Origin of the sequence: Streptomyces sp. V1I1 (assembly GCF_030817355.1) — a bacterium.
In the GTDB taxonomy this organism is placed as follows: Bacteria; Actinomycetota; Actinomycetes; order Streptomycetales; family Streptomycetaceae; genus Streptomyces.
On record NZ_JAUSZH010000001.1, the window covers coordinates 6038546 to 6064642 of the forward strand.

The following is a 26097-nucleotide window of genomic DNA, read 5'->3' on the forward strand; positions in this document are numbered from 1 at the left end:
TTACTGGGCGAACTGAGTGAACCGCCAGCGGGTCTGGGCGTACGGATCGCCCTTGCCGAAGCCGAAGGCCGTCCGTGGCTCCACGCGGAAGACCAGGGCGGGGCCGCCGTCGCCCACGAAGGTGCCGTCGCGGACGTCGAACTGCCAGTCCGCACCGTACTTCTCGGTGTACGCGGCGGCCAGCGAGCGCAGTCGTGTCTCGTCACTCACGCGCACCGCCGCGCCCTCGATCACCAGGTCATAGCCCTCCGTGAGGCTGTTGGCGCCGGTGGTGAGGACCACCTCCTGATTGTCGCGGAGGTTCTTGGCCTTGCGCTCGTCGGCGCCGGTGCAAAAATGCAGCCCGCCGTCCAGCCACACGGCGATCAGCGGGGTGACGTGCGGGCGGCCGTCGGGGCGGACCGTCGACAGCCAGAAGATCTCGGCGGCCTCCAGGAGCGCGACCGCCAGGTCCCAGTCGGCGGCCGTGGCCTTCGGGTCGCTGTAGCGGGCGTCCAGCTCGGCCACCGGGGTCCGCTCGGGCAGGTGCGTGCTTTCAGGCATGGCGCGGTCCTATCGCATTCGGGGTCACCGAATGTGTTGACCGCGCCCGGCTCCCGTACTCATCGGCCGGCGGTCATCCCGCCGGATGCCGGGCTGCGCACAACGGCGAGGATCACCGGGGTCCCCCGCGGGCCCCTGCGGCTAGGCTCGACTCCGTACCTTGATCGGGATCGAGCCGGACATACCTTGATCGGGCAGGACGGGAGACGGCGGAATGACGGTGCCGGGGCGCAGAAGCAGTACCTTCACGCGACTGCTGCGGCACGGCTTCACCGATCCCTCCGCCGCCGAGCGGCTCCTCGGCCTCCCGGACATGGCATCCGTACGGAGCGACCCGGTGCTCCTCGACGCGCTCGGCGCGGTCGCCGATCCCGACCTCGCGCTCCGCAGCCTCGTACGGCTCGTGGAGGCGCAGAAACCGGCGGGCCGGCAGAGCCTCCTCGACACCCTGGTCAGCGCGAAGCCCCTGCGAGACCGGCTGCTCGGAGCGCTCGGCGCATCCGAGGCGCTCGGCGACCATCTGGCCCGCCACCCGAGCGACTGGAAGGCCCTCGTCACCTACGAGGCGGCCGATCTGCACCCGGGCGTCGAGGAGTTCGAGCGCGGCCTGGCCGACGCGACCGACCCGGTCACGCTGCGGATCGCCTACCGGCGGTGCCTGCTCTCCATCGCGGCCCGCGATGTGTGCGGCACGACGGATGTCGCCGAGACCGCCGCCGAACTGGCCGACCTCGCGACGGCCACGCTGCGGGCCGCCCTCGCCATCGCCCGGACCGCCGCGCCCGGCGACGCCGCGCTGTGCCGGCTGGCCGTCATCGCCATGGGCAAGTGCGGTGGCCACGAGCTCAATTACGTGTCCGACGTGGACGTCATCTTCGTCGGCGAGCCGGCCGAGGACGCCGACGAGAGCAAGGCCATGCAGGCCGCGACCCGGCTGGCCTCCCACCTGATGCGGATCTGCTCCGAGACGACGGTCGAGGGCACGATCTGGCCCGTCGACGCCAATCTGCGGCCCGAGGGGCGCAACGGCCCGCTGGTGCGCACCCTCTCCAGCCACCTCGCGTACTACCAGCGCTGGGCCAAGACCTGGGAGTTCCAGGCGCTGCTGAAGGCCCGGGCGGTGGCCGGGGACCCCGCGCTCGGCGAGGAGTACATCGAGGCCGTCTCACCGCTGGTGTGGCAGGCCGCCGAGCGCGAGAACTTCGTCGCTGACGTGCAGAAGATGCGCCGCCGCGTCGTCGACAACATCCCGGTCGCGGAGGTCGAGCGCGAGCTCAAGCTGGGCCCCGGCGGGCTGCGGGACGTCGAGTTCGCCGTACAGCTGCTGCAGTTGGTGCACGGGCGCGGCGACGCGACCCTGCACAGCGGCAGCACGCTCGACGCGCTGCGGGCGCTGGCGGCAGGCGGGTATGTGGGGCGGGCGGACGCGGCGCAGCTGGACTCCGCATACCGCTTCCTGCGCGCCATGGAGCACCGCATCCAGCTGTTCCGGCTGCGGCGTACGCATCTGGTGCCGGAGGACGAGGCCGATCTGCGCCGTATCGGCCGCTCACTCGGACTGCGTACGGACCCGGTCGCCGAGCTCAACAAGGAGTGGAAGCGCCACGCGTCGGTGGTGCGGCGGCTGCACGAGAAGCTGTTCTACCGGCCGCTGCTCGACGCCGTCGCACAGCTCACGCCCGGCGAAACGCGGCTCAGCCCGGAGGCGGCGCGGCAGCGGCTCGAGGCGCTGGGCTACGCCGACCCCGGCGCCGCCCTGCGCCATCTGGAGGCCCTGTCGTCAGGCGTGACCCGCAAGGCCGCGATCCAGCGGACCCTGCTGCCCGTGCTGCTCGGCTGGTTCGCCGACTCGGCCGACCCGGACGCCGGGCTGCTGGGCTTCCGCAAGGTGTCCGACGCGCTCGGCAAGACGCCCTGGTATCTGCGGCTGCTGCGGGACGAGGGCGCGGCCGCGGAGAACCTGGCCCGGGTGCTGTCCGCCGGGCGGCTCGCCCCCGATCTGCTGCTGCGGGCGCCCGAGGCGGTGGCACTGCTCGGCGACCCGGAGGGCCTCAAACTGCGCGGCCGGGACCATCTGGAACAAGAGATCCTTGCGGCTGTCGGGCGCGCGGACACGGCGGAGGCGGCGGTCGCCGTGGCCCGTGGCGTACGGCGTCGCGAGCTGTTCCGTACCGCCGCGGCCGATCTGATCGGCTCGTACGGCACCGAGGACAGCCCGGCCGAGGCGGACCCGGGGGCGCTGGTGGACCGGGTCGGGAACGCGGTCACCGACCTGAACGCGGCGACGCTCGCGGGCGCGCTCAGGGCGGCGGTACGGGAGCATTGGGGCGACACGCTGCCGACGCGGTTCGCGGTCATCGGCATGGGCCGCTTCGGGGGGCGCGAGCAGAGTTACGGCTCCGACGCGGATGTGCTCTTCGTGCACGAGCCGCGCGAGGGGGTGGACGAGCAGGAGGCGGCCCGCGCCGCGAACACCGTCGTCACAGAGATGCGCAGGCTGCTGCAGGTGCCGACGGCGGACCCGCCGCTGCTGATCGACGCGGATCTGCGGCCGGAGGGCAAGAGCGGCCCGCTGGTGCGCACGCTTGCCTCGTACGAGGCGTACTACCGCCGGTGGGCGCTGGTGTGGGAGAGCCAGGCGCTGCTGAGGGCGGAGCCGATGGCGGGCGACATGGAGCTGGGCCGGCGCTTCGTGGACCTGGTCGATCCGTTGCGCTACCCCGCCGAGGGTCTGGGCGACGACGCCGTACGCGAGATCCGCCGGCTGAAGGCCCGGATGGAGTCCGAACGCCTTCCGCGGGGCGCGGACCCGACGCTCCACACCAAGCTGGGCCGGGGCGGGCTGAGCGACGTCGAGTGGACGGTCCAGCTGTTCCAGATGCGCCACGGCTGGGCGGAACCTGGCCTGCGTACGACGCGGACCCGCGAGGCGCTGGCGGCTGCCCACGCGGCGGGCCTGATCGCGACGGAGGACGCGCAGATCCTGGACGAGGCGTGGGTGCTGGCGACACGGGTGCGCAACGGCGTGATGCTGGTCCGTGGCCGCGCGGGGGACACGTTCCCGTCGGACGGGCGCGAACTGGGCGCGGTGGGGCGGTACTTGGGGTACGGGCCGGGGCATGTGGGGGACATGCTTGACGACTACCGGCGGATTACGCGGAGGGCGCGGGCGGTCGTGGAGGAGTTGTTCTACGGGGCGTAGGGGGGTAGGGCTTAGGGGGTGCCAGGGTGCGGGCTGGTCTGGGCATCCCCCAGCCGGGCATCGCCCCCTAGCGGCGTGAGAACCCCAGCGCGCGAACCACCCGCGGGCGGCTCGCCTCCTCTTCCACCGCCGGGACCCGCCGCGACAGCTGGTGCGGATACGCCTGGAACCACGCGTACGACAACACGAAGCCGAAGGCCAGGCAGATCATGCCGCCAACCGCGTCCAGCCAGAAGTGGTTCGCGGTGGCCACGATGACGACCAGCGTCAGCGTCGGATAGAGCAGACCGAGGATCTTCGCCCACGGCGCCGACGCCAGCGCGAAAATGATGATGCCGCACCAGAGCGACCAGCCGATGTGCATCGACGGCATCGCGGCGTACTGGTTCGACATGTTCTTCAGGTTGCCCGAGGCCATCGAGCCCCAGGTGTGGTGGACCAGGACCGTGTCGATGAAGTCGTTGCCGTTCATCAGCCGGGGCGGCGCGAGTGGATACAGGTAGTAACCGACCAGCGCCACGCCTGTCGTGGCGAACAGGACAAGACGGGCAGCCGCATAGCGGCCCGGATGGCTGCGGTAGAGCCACACCAGCACGCCGATCGTCACAATGAAATGCAGCGTGGCGTAGTAGTAGTTCATCGAGACGATCAGCCATGTCACCGAATTCACGGCGTGGTTGACCGACTGCTCCACTGCCATGCCGAGTGACTGCTCGGTATCCCAGATCCAGTCCGCGTTGCGCAGTGCCTGTGCCTTCTGCTCCGGAACGGCATTGCGGACCAGCGAATACGTCCAGTAACTCACCGCGATCAGCAGGATTTCGAACCAGATTCGCGGGCGGCTCGGCGACCGTAGCTGTTGCAGCCGGCTGCGCGAAGGCGCTTCGGTGACCTCGTCCGCCATGGGTGACGGGGTGGCCGTCCGGCCTTCCATAGTCTTCACGGTCGATTCACCCATGGGACGAGAGTCTGCCAGATGCTGCCTCCACACTGATCATCCCCCGGTCTGGTCCTGTTTGCATTGTCTACGCCCTAGGGACGACTGTCTCCACCGGGTCCCTGTGAGGGACGCTGTACGGGCCCCGAGGCGGTCGATCCCCGTACCACCAGCTCCGGCATGAAGACGAATTCGCTGTGCGGAGCGGGAGTCCCGCCGATCTCCTCCAGGAGGGTGCGGACAGCGGCCTGTCCCATGGCCTGCACCGGCTGCCGGATGGTGGTCAGCGGCGGGTCCGTGAACGCTATGAGGGGGGAGTCGTCGAAGCCCACCACAGAGACGTCGCCCGGCACCTTCAGGCCCCGCCCACGCGCGGCCCGGATCGCGCCGAGCGCCATCATGTCGCTCGCGCACACCACTGCGGTGCACCCGAGCCCGATCAGGGCGCCCGCCGCGGCCTGGCCGCCTTCGAGGGTGTAGAGGGAGTGCTGGATCAGCTCCTCGGACTCCTCGGGGGCGAGACCGAGTCGGGCCTCCATGGCCTGCTGGAAGCCCTCGATCTTCCGCAGTACGGGAACGAAACGCTTCGGGCCGACCGCCAGGCCGATCCGGGTGTGGCCGAGTGAGACGAGATGGGTCACGGCGAGATGCATCGCGGCCCGGTCGTCGGGCGAGACGAAGGGGGCCTTCACCTTGGGCGAGAAGCCGCCGAGGAGGACATAGGGCACGCCCTGTCCGCGCAGCTGGTCGTAGCGCTGCATGTCGGCGGTGGTGTCCGCGTGCAGGCCCGAGACGAAGATGATTCCCGAGACCCCGCGGTCCACCAGCATTTCGGTGAGCTCGTCCTCGGTGGAGCCGCCCGGGGTCTGGGTGGCAAGGACCGGGGTGTAGCCCTGCCGGGTCAGGGCCTGGCCGATGACCTGGGCGAGCGCCGGGAAGATCGGGTTGTCGAGCTCCGGCGTTATCAGGCCGACCAGGCCGGCGCTGCGCTGCTTCAGCCGCACGGGGCGCTCGTATCCGAGCACGTCGAGCGCTGCGAGTACGGATTCGCGGGTGGCCGCGGCCACACCGGGCTTGCCGTTGAGCACGCGGCTGACTGTGGCTTCGCTGACCCCCGCCTGGGCTGCGATGTCGGCAAGCCGTGCGGTCACAGGACTGGACCTTACCGGTCGCACGTCAGATTGCCCACCACGCACAGCAATCAGCCGGAATACGGGCTGTGTCACCCACCGGCTCCATGGCCGCGGAGGAGATCAGCAGCCGTCCCGGCAGGGGCAGTTCGATCTCCGATCCCGTGGTGTTGAGGGTGCAGACCAGGCCCGTGCGGGACAGCGCGAGCAGCCCTTCGGGCCCCGGCAGCCACCGCATCGGGCCGCCCGGCAGCGTACGGCGCAGCGCCAGCGCCGAGCGGTAGAGCTCGAGCGTCGAGTACGGGTCGCCGGTCTGTGCCGCCACGGACAGCTCCCGCCAGGTCCGGGGCTGGGGCAGCCAGCTCGTTCCGGGGCCGAAGCCGTACGGCGGCTCCTGGCCCGACCACGGGATCGGCACCCGGCAGCCGTCGCGGAAGCCGTCCTGCCCCGCCGCCCGGAAGAAGGCGGGGTCCTGGCGCACCTCGTCCGGCAGGTCGGTGACCTCGGGCAGTCCGAGCTCCTCGCCCTGGTAGATGTATGTCGAACCGGGCAGCGCGAGCATGAGCAGCGCGGCCGCGCGGGCCCGGCGCAGCCCCTGCCGGCCGCCGCCGTAGCGGGTGGTGTGGCGAACCACGTCGTGGTTGGAGAGCACCCAGGTGGTCGGCGCCCCCACCGAGGCGGTGGCGGCCAGTGACTCGTCGATCACACTGCGCATCGCCTCGGGGTCCCAAGGGCACCGCAGAAACTGGAAGTTGAAGGCCTGGTGCAGCTCGTCGGGGCGTACGTAAAGCGCGAGCCGGTCCGGGCTTGGGGCCCAGGCCTCGGCGACGCCGATCCGGTCCCCCGGGTAGGAGTCGAGGAGCCTGCGCCAGGAGCGGTGGATCTCGTGCACCCCGTCCTGGTCGAAGAAGGGCAGTGTCTGTGCGCCGATGAGCCTGGCCTGTTCCTTGTGGCCGATGTCCGGCAGTCCGGCCGCCTTGACCATGCCGTGCGCGACATCGACGCGGAAGCCGTCCACGCCGAGGTCCAGCCAGAAACGCAGCACCGAGTCGAACTCCTCGTGCACCTCCTCGTTCTGCCAGTCGAGGTCGGGCTGCTCGGGCGCGAAGAGGTGGAGGTACCACTCACCGTCCGGGGTCCGGGTCCAGGCGGGGCCGCCGAAGACCGACTCCCAGTCGTTGGGTGGCAGCTCGCCGGCAGGGCCCTTGCCGGGCCGGAAGTGGTAGCGCGCGCGGGCCGCTCCTCCGGCATGGTCCGCGAGCGCGGCCCGGAACCACGGGTGCTGGTCCGACGTGTGGTTGGGGACGACGTCCACGATCACCCTCAGGCCCAACTCGTGGGCGGTGCGCACGAGATCGTCCGCGTCGGCGAGATCCCCGAAGAGCGGGTCGACGGCCCGGTAGTCGGCGACGTCGTAGCCGCCGTCGGCCTGCGGGGAGGCGTAGAAGGGCGTGAGCCAGACGGCGTCGATGCCCAGCTGTGCGAGATACGGCAGACGCTGGGTGGCCCCGCGCAGATCGCCGATGCCGTCACCGTCACTGTCGGCGAAGGAGCGCACGTACACCTGGTAGATGACGGCATCTCGCCACCAGCCCGGGCCCTCGGTGGAAGAGCTTGCAGGGTGCGGCCCTTCGGCGGCCGTGGGGGCCGGAAGGCCGATGGCGGCAGCGAGCTCGTGGGTCATAAGGGGGTCCCTCTCGTTACTGTCCGGGGCGGGGGGACGTACATCTCACGAGGTCAACGTGGGTGCGGGCCCGTAGTGACGGTGGGCTGAGGACCAAAATAACAGTCTCTGCAAGGGCTTGCGAAGGTCTTTGCAACCCTCTTCGGGGTGCCCCGAGTAGCGCAAGTGGACCGCCGTCAAGCGATGCAATGGCAACCCTCAGGACACGTGGATGTAACGATCCCCCGCTCTTGCAGAAAATTGCCGCAAGGTCTTTCGGCTCCCTTTCATCCTTGTTACGTTCCTGCCGAACCCGGCGCCGCGAGGGAGCGGTCGGCAGGGGGCCTGGTCGCCTCCGCCATCTCGGGCATCTCTGAAGGAGTTCACATGCGGCGTGGCATAGCGGCCACCGCGCTGGTAGCGGCACTGGCACTGGCAGCGACGGCGTGCGGTGGGGGCGACAGCGGTGACAAGGCCGCCGGCCCGGTCACCCTGACCTGGTGGGACACGTCCAACGCGACGAACGAGGCGCCGACGTACAAGGCGATGATCGCCGAGTTCGAGAAGGCGAACAAGGACATCAAGGTCAAGTACGTCAACGTCCCGTTCGACCAGGCGCAGAACAAGTTCCAGACCGCGGCCGGCAGCAAGGGCGCTCCCGACATCATCCGCGCCGAGGTCGGCTGGACCGCCTCGTGGGCGAAGTCGCAGTTCCTGGCCCCGCTGGACGGCACGGACGCGCTCAAGGACACCGGGGACATCACTCCCTCGCTGCTCAAGCAGGCCCAGTACCAGGGCAAGACCTACGGTGCCCCGTTCGTCACCGACTCCCTCGGCCTGATGTGGAACAAGGAGATTCTGAAGAAGGCCGGCTACGACAAGGCGCCGACCACCTGGGACGAGGTCAAGAAGGTCTCCAAGGCGGTCAAGGAGAAGGCCGGAGTCGACGGCTTCCAGCTCCGCGCCGACGCCTACTTCGAGCTGCCCTTCCTCTTCGGCGAGGGCACCGACATGGTCGACGCCGCCGGGAAGAAGATCACGGTCAACTCGCCCGAGGCCGTCAAGGCCGTCGACCAGAGCAAGGCTCTGCTCGCCTCGCCGGGTGTCGCCAAGCTCGATGTGACCGCCGACTCCTACGCCCACATGATGGACGCGTTCAACACCGGCAAGGTCGCGATGATCGTCCAGGGCCCGTGGGAGCTGACGAACATCTACAAGGGCGCCGCCTTCAAGGACAAGGCCAACCTCGGCATCTCCGGCGTCCCGGCCGGCTCCACCGGCAAGGCCGGCGCCCCGACCGGCGGCCACAACCTCGCCGTCTACGCCGGCTCCGACAAGGCGCACCAGGTCGCGGCCCAGAAGTTCGTCGGCTTCATGACCTCGGGTGAGACCCAGGCCAAGATCGCGCTGAAGAACGGCACCCTGCCGACCCGGACCTCCGCCTACACCGCCGAGGTCAAGGCCACCCCGGGCATCGCCGAGTTCCAGAGCATCCTCTCCGGCTCCGCCCGGCCCCGTCCGGAACTGCCCGAATACAGCTCGCTCTTCGCCGACCTCGGCACCAACCTCACCGCGATCCTTCAGGGCAAGGTGAGCACCCAGAAGGGCCTCGACACCACCGCCGAGTCCTACAAGAAGCTGCTCAAGGACTTCTCCTAAGGCACCCACCGGCCGTCCGGACCGCTCCCGCACAGGGACGGGACGGACGGTCGCCCGTGGTGGTACGGCCCCGTCCCCGTTCGGGAGCGGTCCGTACCGCCACGCCGTACACCCGCTTAAGAATCTGTCGTAAAGGTGTCGAAGATGACCGTCGCCGTCGAGGGCGGAAGCCGAAAGACCCAGCCTGGCAATGCACCGCGCCCCGGGCCGATGAGCCGTATCAGGCAGTCGTACAACCGGAATTGGTATGCCTGGGCGATGGTGGCCCCGGTCGTCGCGGTCATCGGCGTGCTGGTGCTCTACCCCCTGGGCCGCGGCATCTACCTGTCGCTGACCGATGCCGACAGCACCAACGTGGGCCGGACCATCGGCGTCAACAAGATCCCCGACAGCTTCTCGTGGGTGGGCTTCGACAACTACACGGAGATCCTCTCCGGCGGCGACCACCAGTTCTGGCCCCACTTCACCTGGACCATCGTCTGGACGATCGTCTGTGTGGCCCTGCACTACGGGATCGGCCTGGGGCTCGCCCAGCTGCTGAACCGCAAGATGCGCGGCCGCACCTTCTACCGGATGGTCCTGATCCTGCCGTGGGCGGTGCCGACCTTTGTCACCGTCTTCGCCTGGCGGCTGATCCTCGCCGACGACGGCGGCGTCCTCAACATGGCTCTGGAATGGGCCCACTTGCCCACCCCGGCCTGGCTCAGCGACCCCTTCTGGCAGAAGACCGCCGCCATCATGGTCAACACCTGGGTCGGCGTCCCCTTCATGATGGTCTCTCTCCTCGGCGGCCTGCAGTCGATCCCGCCCGAGCTCTACGAGGCCGCCGAGGTGGACGGCGCAACCCCCTGGCAGCGCTTCCGCTATGTGACGCTGCCCGGCCTGCGCTCGGTCAGCAGCACGGTCGTCCTGCTCGGAGTCATCTGGACCTTCAACCAGTTCGTCGTCATCTTCCTGCTGTTCGGCAACAACTCGGGCACCGAAGCCCAGATCCTCGTCACCTGGGCGTACCGCCTCGGCTTCGGACAGGACCCGCGCGACTACGCCGGCTCCGCCGCATACGGCGTCATCATCCTGTCGATGCTCATCGTCTTCGCCTCCTTCTACCGGCGCTGGCTGGCCCGCAACGAGAAGGCCGCCTGACGGCCGCCCAGGCCGTCGAGCAACAGCACCAGCCATGACGAAAGAGAGGGCAGCCAACCCCATGAGCACCACAGCAGGTCTCCCGGTCGCGGGAGCGGCCGAAGCGGCCACCGCCGTCCCGCCCCGCAAGCGCCCCGCGAGCAAGCGGCAGGTGAAGCGCGGAGAGCGTCCCCGTTCCGCATCCGTGCTGATCCACACCGTGCTGATCATCGCGAGCTTCATCGCGGCCTTCCCGATCGGCTGGATCGCCTGGATCTCGCTCGGCCCGGACAAGACCGACTTCCTCCACCCCGGCGAGATCGCCGACAAGATCAGCTTCGAGAACTACACGACGGTCCTGAACGACACGTCGTTCCTCCAGTGGTTCGTCAACTCGCTGATCGTCGCGCTCGGTACCTGCCTGCTCGGCGTCTTCATCGCCGCCAGCTCCGGCTACGCGGTCTCCCGGATGCGCTTCCCCGGCCACCGCCAGCTGATGTGGACCTTCCTGGTCACCCAGATGTTCCCGGTCGCCATCCTCATGGTGCCGCTCTACAACATCCTGGCCAACCTGGGTCTGCTGGACACCTACTGGGCCCTGATCCTGGTCTACTGCACCACGGCGATCCCGTACTGCGCCTGGCTGCTCAAGGGGTACTTCGACACCATCCCCGCGGAGATCGACGAAGCCGGCCGGATCGACGGGCTCACCCCGTTCGGCACCTTCTACCGGCTGATCCTGCCGCTCGCCCGGCCGGGCCTGGCGGTGGCCGCGTTCTACACCTTCCTCACCGCCTGGGCCGAGGTCGCCTATGCGTCGGTGTTCATGCTCAGCGACGACAAGTACACCCTCGCCATCGGCCTGACCACCTTCATCAGCGAGCACGACACCCAGTGGGACCTGATGGCCGCGACCTCTGTGCTCATCGCCATCCCCGCGTCGCTGTTCTTCTACCTGGTCCAGCGCCACCTGGTCACCGGCCTCACCGCCGGCGCCGCCAAGTCCTGACCCCACGAACCGGGGCACCCGGCCGCCTGACCGGCCGGGTGCCCCTGCTGCCTGATGTTTCGCCCGAATCGCTGCACCGAGCCTCAGAGGGATCGAGAATGACCCAGTACCTGGCTGACGCCCATCACGCCGACCTGCCCGCGGATTGCGCGGACTGGTGGAGAGACGCCGTCATCTACCAGGTGTACCCCCGCAGCTTCGCCGACGGGAACGGCGACGGCATGGGCGACCTTCCGGGCATCCGCAGCCGACTGCCGTACCTCAAGGAACTCGGCGTCGACGCCGTGTGGCTGAGCCCCTTCTACGCATCGCCGCAGGCCGACGCCGGCTACGACGTCGCCGACTACCGGGCCATCGACCCGATGTTCGGCACGCTCCTGGACGCCGACGCACTGATCCGGGACGCGCACGACCTCGGGCTGCGCATCATCGTCGACCTGGTGCCCAACCACTCCTCCGACGCCCACGAATGGTTCAAGCGCGCGCTGAAGGAGGGCCCGGGATCCCCGCTGCGCGACCGCTACCACTTCCGTCCCGGCAAGGGCGCCGACGGTGAACTGCCGCCCAACGACTGGGAGTCCATCTTCGGCGGCCCGGCCTGGACCCGTACGCGGAACCCGGACGGCACCCTGGGCGACTGGTACCTGCATCTCTTCGCCCCCGAGCAGCCCGACTTCAACTGGGAACACCCGGCCGTCGCCGACGAGTTCCGCTCGATCCTGCGCTTCTGGCTCGACATGGGCGTCGACGGCTTCCGCATCGACGTCGCCCACGGCCTGGTCAAGGCGGCGGGTCTGCCCGACCTGGGCTCCGGCGACCAGCTCAAACTGCTGGGCAGCGGTAACGATGGCACGCCGTTCTTCGACCAGGACGGTGTCCACGAGATCTACCGCGCCTGGCGCACGATCCTGGACGAGTACCCCGGCGACCGCATCGCGGTGGCCGAGGCATGGACCCCCACCGTCGAGCGCACCGCCAACTACGTGCGCCCCGACGAGCTGCACCAGGCCTTCAACTTCCAGTACCTGGGCACCCACTGGGACGCGGCCGAGCTGCGCCGGGTCATCGATACGTCGCTTGACGCCATGCGGCCCGTCGGCGCCCCGGCCACCTGGGTGCTCTCCAACCACGATGTGACCCGGCACGCCACCCGCTTCGCGGGCCCGGCGGCCGGAACCCAGATCCGCGAGGCCGGCGACCGTGAACTGGGTCTGCGACGGGCCCGCGCCGCCACCCTGCTGATGCTGGCGCTGCCCGGCTCCGCCTACCTCTACCAGGGCGAGGAGCTCGGACTCCCCGACGTCACCGACCTGCCCGACGAGGTCCGCCAGGACCCGGCGTTCGGCCGCACCGAGGGCCAGGACGGCTTCCGCGACGGCTGCCGGGTGCCGATCCCGTGGACCGCCGAGGGAAGTTCGTACGGCTTCGGCGCGGGCGGCAGCTGGCTGCCCCAGCCGGAGAGCTGGGCCGGGCTCAGCGTCGAGGCGCAGACCGGCGACCCGGACTCGACACTGGAGCTGTACCGCAGCGCCCTCGCGGCCCGCCGTGAGCACCCCGCGCTGGGCGCGGGCGACGCGGTCGAGTGGCTGGACGCCCCCGAGGGCGTGCTCGCCCTGCGGCGCCCGGGCGGCTTCGTCTGCACGGTCAACACGACGGGCGCGGCCGTACGGATACCGGCACCGGGCCGTGTCCTGCTGGCCAGCGGTGCCGCGGAGCCGGCCGACGGCGAGACCGAACTGCCCGCGGACAGCGCTGTGTGGTGGACGGTGTGACGATCTCCCCGTCGCGGGTCGGCGCCGTCCAGTCCGGCGCCGCCCCGCGGCTCGCGGACATCGCGGCCCAGGCGTCTGTCAGTGAGGCGACCGCCAGCCGGGTCATGAACGGCAAACCGGGGGTGGCGAGCGGCACCCGTCAGCGGGTGCTCGCGGCGCTCGACGTGCTCGGATACGAGAGGCCGGTGCGGCTGCGGCAGCGCAGCGCGGGCCTCATCGGCCTGCTGACCCCCGAGCTCACCAACCCGATCTTCCCCGCCTTCGCCCAGGCCGTCGAGCAGGTCCTGGCCGGGCACGGCTACACCCCGGTGCTCTGCACCCAGCTGCCGGGCGGCGCAACCGAGGAGGAGCTGGTCGAACAGCTCCAGGAGAGCGGTGTCAACGGCATCGTGTTCCTGTCCGGGCAGCACTCCGACACCTCGGCCGATCACGCACGGTACGCCGAACTCGTGGACCGGGGAGTCCCGTTCGTCCTCATCAACGGCTACAGCGAGCGCGTCAGCGCGCCGTGTGTCTCCTGCGACGACCGGGCGGCGATGCGCACGGCCGTGCACCATCTGGCCGAGCTGGGGCACGAGCGGATCGGCCTCGCGATCGGCCCCCTCCGCTATGTGCCGGCCCACCGCAAGGCCGAGGGCTTCACCGACGGTCTCCGCTCCATCCTGGGCTACACCGCCGCGGCGGCCGAACAGTTGGTCCAGCGCTCGCTGTTCAGCGTCGAGGGTGGCCACGCGGCGGCCGGTGCGCTGCTGGACAAGGGGTGCACCGCCATCGTCTGCGGCAGCGACATGATGGCTCTCGGCGTCATCCGGGCGGCCCGGGAGCGCGGCCTCGATGTGCCGTACGACCTCTCGGTGGTCGGGTTCGACGACTCGCAGCTGGTGGCGTTCACGGATCCGCCGCTGACCACGCTGCGCCAGCCGGTGAAGGCGATGGCGGCCGCGGCGGTCGGCGCGCTGCTGGAGGAGTTGCAGGGAAGTCCCGTACAGAGCACGGAATATGTGTTCCAGCCCGAGCTCGTGGTCCGGGGCACCACCGCGCAGGCACGCCGGTAGGCGCGTGACCGGACCGGCCGGCCGGGCGCGTGGGGCCCGGACCTGCCGGGCCCCCGGCCGACCGGCCCGGAGTCATGGTTGAACGTAACACCACTGCAAGACTTGCGAAAGGTCTTGCAGTTGGGAAACGGCAAGATTTCTGCGGCGCGACGAGAGTGTGTCCAAAGGGTTGACCCTGGGTGGGGAGGCTCGTACGGTCGCGACCGCAATAACTTTCTGCGTTCTTGCAGCAAGAAACGTCAAGTGGCGCAGCAGGCATCACCGGAACCATCAAAGGCCTTACGGGCACGGCGCGTTGCCGGACAAGGCTGCACCGTCACCCGCACCTCCCCCCATGCAGGAGGAAACATGGCCGGCAGATCTCTTGCCGCGGCGCTCGCCCTTGTGGCGGGCGCGGCGGTGAGTGTGATTGCACCGGTGGGCCCCGCGCAGGCGGCCCCGCCGGGGGACAAGGACGTCACGGCAGTCCTTTTCGAGTGGAAGTTCGCGTCGGTCGCCAAGGCGTGCACCGACACCCTGGGCCCGGCCGGTTACGGCTATGTCCAGGTCTCCCCGCCCCAGGAGCACGTCCAGGGCAGCCAGTGGTGGACCTCGTACCAGCCCGTCAGCTACAAGATCGCCGGACGGCTCGGCGACCGCGCCGCGTTCAGCAGCATGGTGAGCGCCTGTCACGCGGCGGGCGTCAAGGTCGTCGCCGACTCGGTGATCAACCACATGGCCTCGGCGGACGGGACCGGCACCGGAGGCTCGTCGTATACGAAGTACGGCTACCCGGGGATCTACTCCGGCGCCGACATGGACGACTGCCGGTCGCAGATCACCAACTACCAGGACCGGGCGAACGTCCAGAACTGCGAGCTGGTCCAGCTCGCGGACCTGGACACCGGTGAGGACTACGTACGCGGACGCATCGCGGCCTATCTGAACGACCTTCTCTCGCTCGGCGTCGACGGCTTCCGCATCGACGCGGCCAAGCACATGCCGGCCGCCGACCTCGCCAACATCAAGTCACGTCTGTCGAACCCCGGCGTCTACTGGAAGCTGGAGGCGATCTACGGGGCGGGTGAGGCGGTCTCGCCGAGCGAGTACCTGGGGTCGGGGGATGTTCAGGAGTTCCGGTACGCCCGTGACCTCAAGCGGGTCTTCAACAACGAGAACCTCGCGTATCTGAAGAACTACGGCGAGGGCTGGGGGTACATGGAGTCGGGGAAGTCGGCGGTCTTCGTCGACAACCACGACACCGAGCGCGGCGGGGACACCCTCAACTACAAGGACGGCGCGAACTACACGCTGGCGAATGTCTTCATGCTGGCGTGGCCGTACGGGTCGCCGGACGTCCACTCCGGCTACGAGTGGACCGACAAGGACGCCGGACCGCCGAACGGTGGCACCGTGAACGCCTGTTACACCGACGGCTGGAAGTGCCAGCACGCCTGGCGCGAGATCGCGTCCATGGTGGCCTTCCGGAACACGGCGCGCGGTCAGGGCGTCGTGAACTGGTGGGACAACGGCGGCGACCAGATCGCCTTCGGGCGGGGCTCGAAGGCGTACGTCGCGATCAACCACGAGGCTTCGTCGCTGACCCGCACCTTTCAGACGTCGCTGTCGGCGGGCGACTACTGCGACGTGCAGTCGGGCAGGGGCGTGAAGGTGAACGGCTCGGGCCAGTTCACGACGACACTCGGCGCGAACACGGCGGTGGCGCTGCATGTGAACGCGCTTGGCTGCGGGTCGAGTTAGCCGCGGCCTGACTTCGAACCCGGGCTCCGCCAGCCCGGGCCCTTGTCGGGGCTCCGCCCCGAACCCCGCGCCTCAATCGCCGGCGGGGCTGAATATTCGGCCCTGACCTGGGGCTCCGCCCCGAACCCCGCGCCTCAATCGCCGGCGAGGCTGATTTCCGGGGCTCCGCCCCGCGCCCCGCTCCTCAATCGCCGGAGGGGCTGAATTTTCAGCCCGTCCGGCGATTGAGGACATGCGGCCGAAGGTCGCATACGGGGGTCTGGGGGCTAGCCCCCAGTTACGGGAAGGGGCGGGGTGGGGGAACGCCCCGCGCAGCGGCTCCGCACTCGCACCCCGCCCCTCGACACCAACACCTCCGCCCCACCCAAGGAGAACCAACCGGTGACCACCACCCCCCGCGTCAGCGCGGCCGGCACCGCCATAGGCACCGCCGCCGCCCTCCTCGTGGCGCTCATATCCGCCGGGCCGGCCGCCGGCACGCCCAGACCCCCCTCCCCGCCCTCCGACCGCGCGCTCGCAGCCACGCCCGCGCGGCACGATCTGACGCGGGAGCAGTTCTACTTCGTCCTGCCCGACCGGTTCGCCAACGGCGACACCTCCAACGACCGCGGAGGTCTCACCGGTTCGCGCCTCGAGACCGGATACGACCCCGCCGACAAGGGCTTCTACCAGGGCGGCGACCTCAAGGGCCTCACCCAGAAGCTGGACTACATCAAGGGCCTCGGCACCACCGCCATCTGGATGGCGCCCATCTTCAAGAACCGGCCCGTCCAGGGCACCGGCAAGGACGCGTCCGCCGCCTACCACGGGTACTGGATCACCGACTTCACCCAGGTCGACCCCCACTTCGGCACCAACGCCGACCTGGCGAAGCTGATCGACAAGGCCCACGGCAAGGGCATGAAGGTCTTCTTCGACGTCATCACCAACCACACGGCCGACACCGTCGACTACGCCGAGAAGGCGTACGGATACCGGCCCAAGGGCGCCTATCCCTATCTCGACAAGGACGGCCGTCCCTTCGACGACCGCGACGGCATCAAGAAGGTCGACGCGGACTCCTTCCCGTACACCCCGACGGCCGGCGGCCAGAAGGTCCCCGCCTGGCTCAACGACCCGACGATGTACCACAACCGCGGCGACTCCACCTTCGCAGGCGAGAGCTCCGAGTACGGCGACTTCTCCGGCCTCGACGACCTGTGGACCGAGCGTCCCGAGGTCGTGAAGGGTATGCGCCAGATCTACGAGAAGTGGGTCCAGGACTTCGACATCGACGGCTTCCGCATCGACACCGTCAAACATGTCGACATGGACTTCTGGACCCAGTGGGCGACCGCGCTGGACGCGTACGCGGCCGAGCGCGGCCGGGACGACTTCTTCATGTTCGGCGAGGTCTTCGCCGCGGACACGGCGATCACCTCGCCCTATGTGACCCGCGGCCGGCTGGACGCCACGCTCGACTTCCCCTTCCAGGACGCCGCCCGCGCCTACGCCTCGCAGGGTGCGCCCGCCGACAAGCTCGCCGCCGTCTTCGGCAACGACTACCGCTACACCACCGACAAGGCCAACGCCTATGAGCAGGTGACCTTCCTCGGCAACCACGACATGGGCCGCATCGGCACCTTCCTCAAGCAGGACAACCCGAAGGCCGACGACACCGAGCTGCTGAAGCGCGCACGGCTCGCCAACGAGCTGATGTTCCTGGGCCGCGGCAACCCGGTGATCTACTACGGCGACGAGCAGGGCTTCACCGGCGCGGGCGGCGACAAGGACGCCCGCCAGAGCCTCTTCGCCTCGAAGACCGCCGACTATCTGGACGACGACCAGCTGGGCGCGGACCGCACCCACGCCTCTGACGCGTACGACCCGGCGCACCCCGTCTACCGGTCGATCGCCGCGCTGTCGAAGCTCACCAAGGACCACCCGGCGCTGCGGAACGGCGTCCAGCAGGAGCGGTACGCCAAGGACTCGGTGTACGCCTTCTCCCGTACGGACGCAAAGGCGCGCACCGGGCCCGTCGAGTATCTCGTCGCCGCCAACAACGGGACCGCGCCCAAGACGGTGACCCTGCCGGTGGACGCCGTGGACTTCCGTGTCCTGTACGGCGGTTCGGGCACCGTCCGCGCCACCGAAGGCAAGATCACGGTCACCGTGCCCGCCCTGTCGTCGGTGGTGCTCCGTGCCGCGAAGCCCCTGGCCGAGCCCGCCGCCAGGCCGACCGTGACCCTCAAGGCCCCGGCCGCCGGGGCCACCGGCACCGTCGAGATCACGGCGGACGTCACCGGCGGACAGCTGAACCGCGTCGTCTTCGCCGCCCAGAGCGGCAACGGCAAGTGGCGCACCCTCGGCTCGGCCGACCACGCCCCGTACAAGGTCACGCAGTACATCGACCAGAAGGTGAAGGCCGGAACGCCCCTGCGCTACAAGGCTGTTGCTATGGACAGCGCGGGACGTACCGCGAGCGCTCTCGCCTCGACAACCACCGGTCAGGCGCCGCCGCCCGAGAAGCCGGTGGCCGTCGAGCGCGACTACGCCGTCGTCCACTACAAGCGGACCGGCGGCGACTACGACGGCTGGCGGCTCGAGTCCGGTGACACCGCGGCTTCCTTCACCGGGCGGGACGCCTACGGCGCCTTCGCCTGGGTCAAGCTCCCCGAGGGCGCCGCGACCGTCCCGTACACCGTCGAGAAGAACGGCACCGCGGACGGTCCGCAGCGCACCGTCGACCTCGCCCGCACCGGCGAGGTGTGGATCGAGCAGGGCAAGGACGGCCAGGCGGACCGCGCGCCCGACGGCGCCTACCCGCCGCAGGACAAGACCAGGGCCGTCCTCCACTACCACCGTGCCGACGGCGACTACGACGGCTGGGGTCTGCACACCTGGACGGGCGCCGCATCGCCCACCGACTGGTCCAAGCCGCTCCAGCCGGTGCGCAAGGACGCTTACGGAGTGACCTTCGAGGTGCCGCTCGCCGCGGGCGCGACCTCGCTCAGCTACATCGTCCACAAGGGCGACCAGAAGGACCTGCCGACCGACCAGTCACTGGACCTCGCGACGTACGGACACGAGGTCTGGCTGCTGGCCGGGCAGCCGAAGTATCTGCTGCCGCAGACCGGCGGCGCGCCCTCCCTCGACCTGGCCAAGGCGGAGGCCCAGTGGATCGACCGGGACACCGTCGTCTGGAAGGTGAAGGCCACCGCTGCCACCAGCCAGCAGCTGGTGTACGCGAAGGACGGCGGCATCTCCGTCGTCGACGGGGCGCTGTCGGACGAGGGCCGCTGGCTGCGGCTCACGCCGTCCCCACTCAGCGACGCGCAGAAGGCCAAGTACCCCCATCTGAAGGACTACCCGGCCTTCACCGTCGACCCCCGCGACCGGGACAGGGTCCGTGAGTCCCTGCGCGGCCAGCTGATCGCGACCCAGCGGGCGGCTGGGGGCACCTCCCAGGCCGGAGGCTCTGGGGGAGGCGCGCTGCTCGCCGCCACCGGCGTACAGATCCCGGGTGTACTCGACGACCTGTACGACGCGACCGGAGCGGAGCTCGGGCCCGTCTTCGACAACCGCGACCGCCCCACGCTATCCCTCTGGGCCCCCACCGCTCAGTCCGTCTCCCTCGATCTCGACGGGAAGACGGTCGCGATGCGGCGGGACGGCGCGAGCGGCGTCTGGTCGGTCACCGGGCCGAAGAGCTGGGCCCAGAAGCCGTACCGCTACACGGTGAGGGTCTGGGCACCCACCGTGCAGAAGGTCGTCACCAACAAGGTCACCGACCCGTACTCCACCGCCCTGACCACCGACTCCGCCCGCAGCCTGGTCGTCGACCTCGCCGACCCCAAGCTCGCACCCGCGGGCTGGGCCTCGACCAAGAAGCCCACGGCCTTGGCGCTGCGCGACGCGCAGATCCAGGAGCTGCACATCCGTGACTTCTCCGTCGCGGACGGCACATCGAACCACCCCGGCCAGTACCTCGCCTTCACCGACCGCGACTCGCGGGGCATGAAGCATCTGCGCGCGCTCGCCGCCTCCGGCACCTCCTACGTCCATCTCCTGCCGGCCTTCGACATCGGCACCATCCCGGAGAGGAAGTCCGACCAGGCCACACCCGCCTGCGACTTGAAGGTGTACGCCCCCGACTCCGACGAGCAGCAGGCCTGTATCGCCAAGGCCGCCGCGAAGGACGCGTACAACTGGGGCTACGACCCGCTGCACTACACCGTCCCCGAGGGTTCGTACGCCTCAGACCCGGAAGGGACCCGGCGTACGGTCGAATTCCGGCAGATGGTCCAGGCCCTGAACTCCAGCGGTCTGCGTACCGTCATGGACGTCGTCTACAACCACACCGTGGCGAGCGGCCAGGCCGAGAAGTCCGTACTCGACAAGATCGTGCCCGGCTACTACCAGCGGCTGCTCGCCGACGGCACCGTCGCGACCTCCACCTGCTGCGCCAACACCGCGCCCGAGAACGCCATGATGGGCAAGCTCGTCGTCGACTCGATCGTCACCTGGGCCAGGGAGTACAACGTCGACGGCTTCCGCTTCGACCTGATGGGCCACCACCCGAAGGCCAACATTCTCGCGGTGCGCGCGGCCCTGGACGAGCTGACCCCCGCCCGTGACGGCGTCGACGGCAAGAAGATCATTCTCTACGGGGAGGGCTGGAACTTCGGGGAGATCGCGGACGACGCCCGCTTCGTCCAGGCCACCCAGAAGAACATGGCCAAAACAGGAGTGGCGACCTTCTCCGACCGGGCTCGTGACGCGGTGCGCGGCGGCGGCCCCTTCGACGAGGACCCGGGCATCCAGGGCTTCGCCTCTGGGCTCTACACCGACCCCAACTCCTCGTCGTCGAACGGCACCGAGGCCCAGCAGAAGGCCCGCCTCCTGCACTATCAGGACCTGATCAAGGTCGGTCTTACGGGCAACCTCGCCGCGTACTCCTTCACCGACAGCTCCGGGCGCACCGTCAAGGGCTCCGAGGTCGACTACAACGGCGCCCCGGCCGGGTACGCCGCCGCTCCCGGCGACGCTCTCGCCTACGCGGACGCCCACGACAACGAACCCCTCTACGACGCTCTCGCCTTCAAGCTGCCAAGGGGTACGTCCCCGGCCGACCGCGCGCGTATGCAGGTGCTGGCGATGGCGACCGCGACGCTCTCCCAGGGCCCCGCGCTCTCCCAGGCCGGGACGGACCTGCTCCGCTCCAAATCGCTCGACCGCAATTCGTACGACAGCGGCGACTGGTTCAACGCGGTCCACTGGGACTGCCGGGACGGCAACGGCTTCGGCCGCGGGCTGCCGCCGGAGGCCGACAACAAGGCCAAGTGGCCTTACGCCAAGCCCCTGTTGACGGCCGCATCGCTCACGGTGGGCTGTCCGCAGATCAACGGCGCGTCGGCCGCCTACCGTGATCTGCTCACCATCCGCGCCACTGAGCAGGCCTTCAGCCTGGGCACGGCGGGCGAGGTGCAGTCCGCGGTCTCCTTCCCGCTCTCCGGGAAGGACGAGACACCGGGCGTGATCACCATGCGGGCCGGGGACCTGATCGTCGTCTTCAACGCGACGCCCGAGCAGCAGACCCAGCGGGTCCCGGAACTGGCCGGGAAGCCGTACGCCCTGCACCCCGTCCAGGCCGCGGGCGCGGACACTACCACCAAGGCATCGTCGTACGAGGGGAGTTCAGGCAGCTTCACCGTCCCGGCGCGCACCGTCGCGGTCTTCACCCGGGGCTGACCATCGCGCGATAACGTGTGGACCGACTACGGAGCGGAGTGTCCCCGATCCGAGGGGAAGCTGGGACATGAGCGGAGCCGGCGGCGCCACGGTGCTGGTCGTCGACGACCTCGAGGCCAATCGCTACGCCATGGGCGCGGTGCTGCGCCGGGCCGGTCACCGGGTGGTGACCACCGCGTGCGCCGGCGACGCACTGATCGAGCTCGACACGAGACTCAGGTCGGGTGCGTTGCCGGACGCCGCGCTGGTCGACATCGGCCTGCCCGACATGAACGGCTTCGAACTGTGCCGCCGGATCAAGGCCCATCCGGAGATCGCCGCGATGCCGGTGGTGCACTTCAGCGCCGCGGCGATCTCCCCGCGCGACCGCAGCCGCGGACTCGACGCGGGCGCGGACGCGTATCTGACGATCCCCGTCGAGCCGGAGGAGATCGAGGCGGTCATCAGGGCCGCCCTGCGCGGGGCCCGCTCCCGCCATGACGCCGAGGCGCAGGCCGACCGGCTGACCCGGCTCGCCGCCGCGACCACGGAACTGCACGGTGCGCACGGCCCGCAGGAACTGGCCGATCTGGCCGCGGCCGCCACCGCCCAGCTCACCGGCGGTCCGGCCGCGGCCTTCGTCTTCGGCGCGGAGGACACGCTGTACGCGGGCAGCCCCCGGCGGTACGACTGCCCGCCGGACGCCGAAGCGCGGACGGCCGTGGCCGGGCTGCTGCGGCGGTGCATGGCCGGCCGTACGGGCGTACATCCGCTGATCGCGCCCCCGCCGCTGTGGCCGGCCGGGTTCTTCCGGCCCGAAGTCCCCGGCGGCGCGGCCCTGCTGCTCGCCGGCGACCGCCCCGACCAGCCGCCGGTCTGCCTGGCGCACCCCGCGTACACACCCTGCGGCCCGGACACCGCGTCGCTGCTCGGCCGGCTCGCCCATGCCACCGCCCTCACCGCCCAGACCCTGCGCACCGCCGCCGAGGAACGCCATGTCGCGCTCACCCTCCAACACAGCTTCCTGCCGCAGCAGCCGCCCACCCTGCCCGGCGCGGAACTCGCCCTGCGCTATGTGCCCGCCTCCCGCAACGCCGAGATCGGCGGCGACTTCTATGTCGCCCTGACCACGGCGGCCGGACTGCTGGTCGGCGTCGGCGACGTCGTCGGCCACTCCCTGGACGCGGCGACAGTCATGGTCGAACTGCGGCACGCCCTGCGCGCGTACGCCACCGACGAGAGCGACCCGGCCGCCCTGCTGCGCCGCCTCGACCGGATGCTCCAGCGCTACCACCCGGAGGCAACGGCCACGGTCTGCCTCGCCCTGATCGACCCGCGCACCGGCCGCACCCGGATCGCGAACGCCGGCCATATCCGCCCGCTGATCGTGACCGGCGACGGCAGCGCGGCCTACGTCCGCAGCTCGGGCCCGCTACTGGGTCTGGGTTTGGACCGTCCCTGTCCGTCCGAGGCCCAACTGGCTGAATCGGACCGGCTGTTGATGGTCACCGACGGCCTGATCGAGACCCGCGGCACAGACCTCACGGTCTCCCTCGAACGTCTCCGCCACACAGCGGCGCACGCACCGCCGGGCGTTTCGGCGCTCTGCGACACACTGCTGGACTGCTTCGGCACCCGCGAGGACGACGTTGCCCTGCTGGCCCTTCAGCTGACGAGTCTGGATCCGTCCTACCGCAAGCGCTGAGCCGGCACCTTGGCCAGCGCGGGCGCCAGCGACATGAGCCGGCCGACCAGATCGCCGAACGGTCCTTCGGCCGGCTCGTCCGCCAGGATGCGCAGCAGGATGCCCGCCATCTCCTCGTCGTACGCCGCACTCACCGCGCACAGCGCCGCGAAGTCGTGCACCAGCTGCAACTCCAGCTCGCCGCGCGGAACCCGCCGCCCGTCCAGCCAGATCAGCGCGGTCGACTCGGCGAGCGACACCCAGGACCGTACGACCAACTCCAGCCGCGAAGGCGGCGTCTCGATCCCCAGATGGGCCAGGATCTGCTCGTACGCTGCCTGCCTGACCTCGTCGATCATCGCGTTCGTCGTCGATGATCCAACGGCGGGACCGCCCCGCATCAGCGCCGAGAACCCCGGCCCGTGCTCGTCCACGAAGTCGAAGAACCGGCCCATGACCCGCAGCAGCCGCGCCCCGAGCGGACCCTCCGGCGGCTCCTGGAACCGCCCGGCCAGCTCGTCGGCGGCCCGCCTCAGCGCCGCCTCGTACAGGCTCTGCTTGCCGGGAAAGTAGTGGTAGACGAGCGGCCGCGAGATGCCCGCGGCCGCCGCTATCTCGTCGATCGACACCTCGTCGGGGGAGCGGTGGCTGAACAGCTCCAGCGCTACACCGATCAGCTGCTGCCTGCGCTCCTCGACGCCCATCCTGCGGCGTACCCCGGTCGTCATACGAACACCCTAACGGGCGTCGTTCACAGGTCCAGGACCAGCCGCCCGTCCCGGCAGCGGATGGCCGAGAGCGGACTCGGGAGGGTCACGGAGCGGTTCAGTGCAGCGCGCCCACGCGACTGCCGTCCGCCAGACGGCCGTTCAGCTCCGCCCGCGCGCCCTCCCGGGCGGGTACCGCCAGCAGCTTGCCCTTCGCGCTGCCGTCGACCCCGCCCGATGTCGCGAGTGACGTGAACTGCCCGCTGCCCGCCGCGAGTACGTACCACCGTCCCGCCCGCGACTTCCAGAGCACGCCGGCCAGCACCTTCGGATCCCGCACCCCGCAGGCTGGCGAGTCCTCGGCCCGCGCCGCGATCGCCGCGGGAGCGCCGGCCCGCGCGGCCGGGGCCTGGAACTGGGCCATGACCCGGCTCCCGGTGCCCCGCCAGGTCTCCGCGCGGGTGCACAGCCAGTGAGCCGTGCCGTTCGAATCGGGCAGCGGCTGCTTCGCGTACTGCCACGAGTTGACGCTGCGCACACCGTGCGCCCGCACCCCGGGCAGCAGACAGGCCGTGCGGGCCCAGAAAGCGCGCTCCGCCTTGCCGGTGACGTCCCGCGGGGCGGACGGCGGGCCCGAGGTGAGCCGGGCGGGGGTCAGTTCACCGAGGTCGGTCAGCAGCCGGTCGGCAGTGTCGTCGCGCAGCTCCAGCACGTCCCAGGCCTTGCAGTCGCGCGCCTGCGCCGGGCTCGCCAGCGGGGCCGTGAGCCCGTCGTCGCCGCGGGACAGGGGCCGCGGCTCCGAAGCCGGGTCGAGCAGGTTCCGTACGGAGGCCTTCCGCACCCAGGGCGCGGTCAGATAGCGGACATTGCCGTCGGTGCGGCCTGCCACCAGCGCGCCCGCCGAGGCGGCGTCGGCCCCGTCCGTACGCGCGAAGTCGAGCGCCACGCCGCCGGTGCCGTACTTCGGCTCGGCGTACCGCACGACGCGCAGCCCGTCGTGCAGAAGCACCACGCGCGCCTGGTCGACCTCGCCCGCGTACAGCAGCTGCGGCGGACCCATCGGCGGGCCGGGCGGTGTGCCGGGGGTCGCGGAGACCTGGACCGCGCTGCCGGGCCTGGCCCAGACGGCGAGCGCGCGGCGCAGCAGGGCATGGTCGTCGGTGAGACCGCCGCGGGCCGGCCAGACGGAGAAGTCCGTACGGGACAAGCGCTGCCACGCCGTGGGGGAGACCCGCGTCAACCGGGCCGGATCCAGGGCGGATTCGGCGGCGGGATTACGTGCGTACGGCGGCGCGGCCGCACCGTCCGGACCCCAGCCGTCGCCCGGCAGCCCGAGCAGCGCGCCGCACACGGCGAGGGCCGCGGCCGCCACCAGCGCAGCCTTGACGTGCTGGCGGCGGCGCATCAGATCGGTGGGGCGGGCCTGCAGCGAACACGGGTCGAACTCCGGGGATTCGAGCAGCGCGACATCCCCCGCCGTGTCCATCCGGTCCGCCTCGGCGAGCGCCGCGTGCGGGTCCGCCACCCCGGCGGCGGTGAGGGCGTGACGTACATCGGTGTCGGGCAGCTCCTCCAGACCGCGCAGTACATACGCCGCCCTGGCGGGCCCGGAGAGCGCGGAGAGCCGCTGGTCCAGGGCGAGTTCATCGGCGCCGCCGGAGCGCGGGAAGACCCGCAGGCCCCAGACGTGCGGCAGCAGCGGCGGCAGCTGGGCGCGCTTCGGCCAGGCCGCCCGCATCAGCGGAAGCCCGGCGTCCAGGGCCTGGCGCAGCACCCGTCCCCGTACATACGCGTACCCGGGGTCGGCGTCGCCCTGCGCGCGGCGGGAGGGCGGAATCGCGGCGTCCGCGGCTCCCGCTGGAGTAGTGCGGCCGCGCGGGAGCGAGCGCTGCACGAGGGCGTGCGCGGTCAGCACACGGCGGTTGCGCCCGAGGGACGGCGGCAGTACTAGATACGCGATCCGCACGAGCCGGGGATAGTGCTCGACTAGGGCCGCCTCGGCCTGCTCGACCGAGACAGGGCCGGGGGCGGGAGCGGGGGCCGACGGGGCGGGTGTGGTGACGACATCCTGTGGGCGCACGTTCAGCAGAACGAGCGAATGGTCCTATGGTCACCGGCACACCCCGATCGGGGCAGCGGGCGGTGCCGCCGTCGACCGCGCCGTC

Annotated in this window: 14 protein-coding genes and 1 pseudogene; 9 read left to right on the forward strand and 6 right to left on the reverse strand. The window is 70.5% G+C overall.

The window, feature by feature from the left end; translation table 11 throughout:
- Positions 1–543, reverse strand: a complete 543-nt coding sequence (locus tag QFZ67_RS28335; protein WP_307663879.1) for a pyridoxamine 5'-phosphate oxidase family protein — start codon at positions 541–543, stop codon at positions 1–3.
- 214 nt (positions 544–757) lie between these two features.
- Here QFZ67_RS28335 and QFZ67_RS28340 point away from each other — a divergent pair, with 214 nt between their 5' ends.
- Positions 758–3745 carry a bifunctional [glutamine synthetase] adenylyltransferase/[glutamine synthetase]-adenylyl-L-tyrosine phosphorylase gene (locus QFZ67_RS28340; RefSeq protein ID WP_307663880.1) on the forward strand — a complete coding sequence of 996 codons (2988 nt, stop codon included), beginning with the start codon at positions 758–760 and terminating at the stop codon, positions 3743–3745.
- 67 nt (positions 3746–3812) lie between these two features.
- Here QFZ67_RS28340 and QFZ67_RS28345 read toward each other — a convergent pair whose 3' ends face one another.
- From QFZ67_RS28345 to QFZ67_RS28355, 3 genes are all read right to left on the reverse strand, one after another.
- On the reverse strand, positions 3813–4703 hold the full coding sequence (locus QFZ67_RS28345; RefSeq protein ID WP_307663881.1) for a phosphatase PAP2 family protein: 891 nt from the start codon (positions 4701–4703) through the stop codon (positions 3813–3815).
- Between the two features lie 74 nt (positions 4704–4777).
- Entirely contained in the window at positions 4778–5833 is a 1056-nt protein-coding gene (locus tag QFZ67_RS28350) for a LacI family DNA-binding transcriptional regulator (RefSeq protein WP_307663882.1), read from the reverse strand.
- 25 nt (positions 5834–5858) lie between these two features.
- The gene (locus QFZ67_RS28355) at positions 5859–7496 is read right to left on the reverse strand and encodes a glycoside hydrolase family 13 protein (RefSeq protein ID WP_307663883.1); all 1638 of its coding nucleotides are present in this window, start codon (positions 7494–7496) and stop codon (positions 5859–5861) included.
- 366 nt (positions 7497–7862) lie between these two features.
- On the opposite strand from QFZ67_RS28355, the gene QFZ67_RS28360 reads away from it, so the two are divergent.
- The 8 genes and pseudogenes from QFZ67_RS28360 to QFZ67_RS28395 all read left to right on the forward strand — a co-directional run bounded on the left by QFZ67_RS28360 (position 7863) and on the right by QFZ67_RS28395 (position 23246).
- The gene (locus QFZ67_RS28360; RefSeq protein WP_307663884.1) at positions 7863–9134 is read left to right on the forward strand and encodes an extracellular solute-binding protein; all 1272 of its coding nucleotides are present in this window, start codon (positions 7863–7865) and stop codon (positions 9132–9134) included.
- A gap of 144 nt (positions 9135–9278) precedes the next feature.
- Positions 9279–10277: a carbohydrate ABC transporter permease gene (locus tag QFZ67_RS28365; protein WP_307663885.1), complete on the forward strand. Its 999-nt coding sequence runs from the start codon at positions 9279–9281 to the stop codon at positions 10275–10277.
- Positions 10278–10338: 61 nt separating this feature from the next.
- Positions 10339–11265: a sugar ABC transporter permease gene (locus QFZ67_RS28370; protein ID WP_307663886.1), complete on the forward strand. Its 927-nt coding sequence runs from the start codon at positions 10339–10341 to the stop codon at positions 11263–11265.
- Positions 11266–11363: 98 nt separating this feature from the next.
- Positions 11364–13037, forward strand: a complete 1674-nt coding sequence (locus QFZ67_RS28375) for a glycoside hydrolase family 13 protein (RefSeq protein ID WP_307663887.1) — start codon at positions 11364–11366, stop codon at positions 13035–13037.
- Positions 13022–14092, forward strand: a complete 1071-nt coding sequence (locus QFZ67_RS28380) for a LacI family DNA-binding transcriptional regulator (protein ID WP_307663888.1) — start codon at positions 13022–13024, stop codon at positions 14090–14092. Before QFZ67_RS28375 ends, QFZ67_RS28380 begins: the two co-directional genes overlap by 16 nt.
- Before the next feature lie 348 nt (positions 14093–14440).
- Positions 14441–15829, forward strand: a pseudogene (locus tag QFZ67_RS28385) (alpha-amylase family protein); the annotation flags it as partial.
- Positions 15830–16213: 384 nt separating this feature from the next.
- Positions 16214–21562, forward strand: a complete 5349-nt coding sequence (pulA, locus tag QFZ67_RS28390; protein ID WP_307663889.1) for a pullulanase-type alpha-1,6-glucosidase — start codon at positions 16214–16216, stop codon at positions 21560–21562.
- A gap of 67 nt (positions 21563–21629) precedes the next feature.
- Positions 21630–23246 (forward strand): fused response regulator/phosphatase, encoded by a 1617-nt coding sequence (locus QFZ67_RS28395; protein ID WP_307663890.1) that lies wholly within the window; start codon positions 21630–21632, stop codon positions 23244–23246.
- Here QFZ67_RS28395 and QFZ67_RS28400 read toward each other — a convergent pair.
- Together QFZ67_RS28400 and QFZ67_RS28405 are read right to left on the reverse strand one after the other, a co-directional pair.
- Positions 23231–23953, reverse strand: a complete 723-nt coding sequence (locus QFZ67_RS28400) for a TetR/AcrR family transcriptional regulator (protein WP_307663891.1) — start codon at positions 23951–23953, stop codon at positions 23231–23233. The genes QFZ67_RS28395 and QFZ67_RS28400 overlap by 16 nt on opposite strands.
- A 97-nt stretch (positions 23954–24050) precedes the next feature.
- Complete coding sequence (locus QFZ67_RS28405) at positions 24051–26012, reverse strand: hypothetical protein (protein WP_307663892.1); 1962 nt, start codon at positions 26010–26012, stop codon at positions 24051–24053.
- Positions 26013–26097: the final 85 nt, after the last annotated feature.